We start from the raw sequence: 3701 nt of genomic DNA on the forward strand, positions 1-3701 counted from the left end.
AAACGATCTGGCAGGCAAAGCCATCCAGAAAATGGACTATAGTGCTTATATTTCAGCCAAGGGGCTTACTTTTCGGGAGTAATTGGGCATGGGGAAACAGGTCTAAATAGACCTTAGATCTCCTTGTGGCCTGAGGCTGAGCATGATCTAGTCAAAAACGATCTGGCAGGCAAAGCCATCCAGAAAATGGACTATAGTGCTTATATTTCAGCCAAGGGGCTTACTTTTCGGGAGTAATTGGGCATGGGGAAACAGGTCTAAATAGACCTTAGATCTCCTTGTAGCCTGAGGTTGAGCACGATCACGTCAAAAACGATCTGAGAGGCAAAGCCACCCAGAAAATGGACTATAGTGCTTATATTTCAGCCAAGGGGCTTACTTTTCGGGAGTAATTGGGCATGGGGAAGCAAGCTAATAATAGCTTAGATCTCCTGTAGCCTTAGGCATAGCATGAGCAAATCAACAAGATCTGACCAGCCGACCCCCATGAAAATCCGAGCCCAGTGCCAATAAATCAGCCAAGGGGCTTACTTTTCGGGAGTAATTGGGCATAGGGGATTAAGCTATTAATAGCTTCCTTTACCTAATCTCCTTAATTTTATCAAGTTAACAATTCTTAAAATCTGTAGCCTTATGCTTTAGCAAGCTGATTTGTATCGTTTTGCTATCTGCTTGAGTTACCGATTAGCCCGCCACATCAATTTATCCTGTGTCGTTCCAGCTTATTTTCTAGGATGGTTATGTGCTGGAGCCATAATTATCCAGAGCTTAATAGAGATAGATTTCTAAAGGTGCGTAGAGGCTCATATACTCATCAATTAGCGAGATACTGATACTAGGTAATAGAGTATTACCGTTATAGCTAATATCGTGCTCTATGACGTTGTATAAGTGCTCTACGTGTGAGTAGAGTGATATCTAATTAAGCATCCTTAATGTTTGTTATGAGTAGCGCTAGATAATCGTTTAGCCATACAGCAGATCATCTAACATATAAGCATGAACTGAATTTTATCCCCGCCTGCTCATGCTTACGCAGGCTCGGGGCAGCGCCTAAGCCGTGTATGCAGCAGAGGTGCTTGCAGTCTTTAAAACAAGTACTTTATTGCGTTGATGTGGCACTTCAAATTGTTTCCAATTTGGTTACGCATTACTTCGAATCTTAGTGAATCTAAGTCAACTTAGTACCGTGATTAGTTATAGCTAAGCTTTTAAAATTTAGGCAAAATCTAAGATCGGTTGCGGCATGTTAGCGCGTCATGAATGCCGCTTCATGCCGCGCTAAACCACTATGGCCTAAAGATCTTACGCTACTGGAAAGATGTACCTAACTTCCAGGATTCGCTATAACCAAAATCACAGTACATGACACAGGTTAAATACAAGCTTTAAAGTTTTGAACAATCAGTGTAAAATGACTGTTAATCAGTAATTAAATCTGATTGTTCAATGATTTTTTTTGGGGGGTTGAAGCTTTAGATTCAGCCCCATTTTTTTGAGTATCACGAGATTTTTGTAATACTCTTTGCTCCTCAAGTTCTCGTCTCTTGCGATGAAACTCGTCTTGTCTGGACTTTAGTGACTCAATGTCATCATCCGAAGAGATAACAGGTCTAGGAGGTCTATTAGAATAAACTGTAGGAATACGAGGTATCGCATTTGAGTTTACCGCATCAACATAACGTTGTACTGAGGTTAGAAACTCAGCCTCGGACGAATAAGTCCTCTCCCTAATAACCTCTTGTTTAAACTTGTTAAACTGAGATTCAATAACAGAATTATCAATGCAGCATCCCTTATTGGACATGCTTCTTGTGATATTAGCTTCATCACAAATTCGCACAAACACGTCATGGAAGTACTGATTACCTCGATCAGAGTGTAAGATGTGCAACTTACCGTTTTTAGGAATCTTGCGAATGGCTGCCTTAAGGCTTTCGCATATCACCACAACCTTTGCTGATACGGCTACGGTAAAGTTGATAAACTTCTTAGCACCTACATCATATATTGGGCTAAAAAAGTACTTGATCCTTTTCTCGCCAATTACGACATACTCTTCTGAAACATCAGTAACAAGTAAGGTGAAAGACTCTTCTAGAGAAAAGCATCTGTCCACATGATTAGGGACAATGTTTTCATTCTCGCCCTTATAAGAGTTCGTTTTCCTATGATCAACTTTTGTGTTGACAACGAAAAGGCCAAGCTCTTTCATATAGTTACCAACAGTACGTGCAGAGACGTTAAATCGGTACTTGAGGATATTCGTTGTCCTCATAAATTTGGCAATTCGTCTTTGTCCCCACCTGCCATTGCCAATCTCCGTAAAGATTTCAAAAATGGCTTGTTTGAGCGCATCCTTGCTGTGATCAGCCTCATCAGGCTTTTGAAGGTTTTGATTGTAGTAAGCTAAATCCATTGGTTTAGCATCCACAAACTCACAAAGTTGAGCTACTGAATACTTGCGTGGAAAGAACTCTCGCATCAAGTTTATTGCTTCAAACTTGTCGGACTTATTTACGCTTAGTAGTTTTTTTTTAATACCAGAAGCGTTAAGAAGCTGTTCATTTCCAAGATGAATTTCATAAGCCAAAACAGTTGCCTGACACTGACCTACTAATGAAATGCAAGCGCTCTTTAAGGCTTTAAGTTGAACTTCTACAGGCAGATCATCAAACCCGTCAGAAAACACGTTTATGTCACGAGGACGTCCACCTTTGCGTTCTAGATCTGGAGTCCAGTCCTTAGCCTCAAAGTCAGGTAAAACAACAAAGTCATTACGGTTAAGCTTGGCTGGACAGAGTACTTGAGCTAACTCAGAAGCATCTGTGACGAGCTTTGATTCAGCATTCTCAATGGAATATTGAAGCTTTTCTTGGCTCTTCTGGTTTTCAACAGTCGCTTTAGTACGGTTTTTCCACTTACCACCGTGCTTAACTATAGGAGCCTGTGCTCTACCCCTAAAATTGCCGTCCTTATCGAAGCCTCGCTCATCGACTTCAAGCTCAAGAGTCTGCTCTTCACGTGAATTTAGGTGCTCATCTTTAATAACAAAGTGGACTGCACCTGTTTCATTGAATGTTGGAGCTGGCTCCGAATCTGACTGTTCACAAGGGCCTTTATAAGGCTGTTTAACGTAGTCTGGAATATCCAAACTTTGAATACAGGCATCCTTTCCTTTTGGCTTAACTTTCTTAGCTCTAAGACCAAATTGTTTGAAAGGAGAATCTACTTGAGGAGGGATTGCAGCTGGAATTACTCCTTCTAAAGGAGTTTTCCCACGCTTATCATAGCGTTTCTTGATAGGGTCTTTATGAGTACGAAACATCGCACAAACTGTTGAATAAGTTAAGCCGTTAATAACCATACATTCAACAATTGCGCAGTACTCAAGGTGGGTATATTGAGGCTTATTGTTATTGATATAGTGATCAATAAAAACCTCTTTACCATTATAAGCAAGGAAATTTACATAAATTTCAAGCATCGCCATGCTTACGCCGGTTTGCTTAGAAATTTCTTTATGAGGTGCTTTTTCGAGTAAAAGTTGACAAATTTTCTCAGCATTCTCAAGAGTCAATTTCGATCGATTGAATTTAGTATTTGACGGCATACTATGTCTCCTGTATTATAGGCGGTCGCAGCATAAAAGCTGCTCCCGCCATGTTTTTCTATGAAGACAAGTATACCCCATCATTTAA

The 3701-nt window shown here is 40.4% G+C and carries 1 protein-coding gene; it reads right to left on the reverse strand.

Going from position 1 to position 3701, the window contains the following annotated elements; genetic code table 11:
- Positions 1-1432 precede the first annotated feature (1432 nt).
- Complete coding sequence (locus MXE38_RS11885; protein ID WP_246915350.1) at positions 1433-3493, reverse strand: IS3 family transposase; 2061 nt, start codon at positions 3491-3493, stop codon at positions 1433-1435.
- Positions 3494-3701: the final 208 nt, after the last annotated feature.

The sequence above is a fragment of the Anaerobiospirillum sp. NML120448 genome (genome assembly GCF_023050945.1).
Lineage (GTDB): Bacteria > Pseudomonadota > Gammaproteobacteria > Enterobacterales > Succinivibrionaceae > Anaerobiospirillum.

What these genes read in the sequence shown, in the direction of transcription:
- MXE38_RS11885 (WP_246915350.1), bottom strand. Translation starts at nt 3,493, where the DNA reads ATGGCGATGCTTGAAATTTATGTAAATTTCCTTGCTTATAATGGTAAA.